The 524-nt window shown below is 57.1% G+C and carries 1 protein-coding gene; it reads right to left on the bottom strand.

Annotated features, from left to right (window positions below):
* Window positions 1-524, bottom strand: a 524-nt coding sequence (locus tag J4728_RS23735; protein WP_208212526.1) for an iron-containing alcohol dehydrogenase, incomplete at both ends; no start/stop codon positions are given.

The raw sequence follows: 524 nt of genomic DNA, 5'->3' as shown, positions 1-524 counted from the left end.
CCCAGCTCAGCTTTAATGCTTTCCAGCCATGCCAGCAGTTTTTCAATCTTAGCGGCGGTACGGTCGCCCGGCGCGCTCAGGCCCAGGTGGTCAGCAATTTCAGCGTAACGACGGCGTGCCTGCGGACGATCGTACTGGCTGAAAGCGGTCTGCTTGGTCGGGTTGTCATTCGCGTTGTAGCGGATAACGTTACAAATCAGCAGGGCGTTCGCCAGACCGTGCGGAATGTGGAACTGAGAGCCCAGTTTGTGCGCCATGGAGTGACATACACCGAGGAAGGCGTTGGCAAACGCGATACCGGCGATAGTCGCTGCACTGTGAACACGTTCACGCGCAACCGGGTTTTTAGACCCTTCGTGGTAAGACGCCGGCAGGTTTTCTTTCAGCAGTTTCAGAGCCTGCAGAGCCTGACCGTCAGAGAACTCAGAAGCCAGTACGGAAACGTAAGCTTCCAGGGCGTGAGTTACCGCATCCAGACCACCGAACGCACACAGGGACTTCGGCATATCCATCACCAGGTTGGC

The sequence above is a fragment of the Salmonella sp. 32070601201500089SM genome (genome assembly GCF_017573605.1).
GTDB classification, from domain to species: domain Bacteria; phylum Pseudomonadota; class Gammaproteobacteria; order Enterobacterales; family Enterobacteriaceae; genus Salmonella; species Salmonella enterica.
The sequence above is the reverse complement of the archived record's forward strand: the minus strand, read 5'-3'. Positions and strand labels throughout refer to the sequence as shown.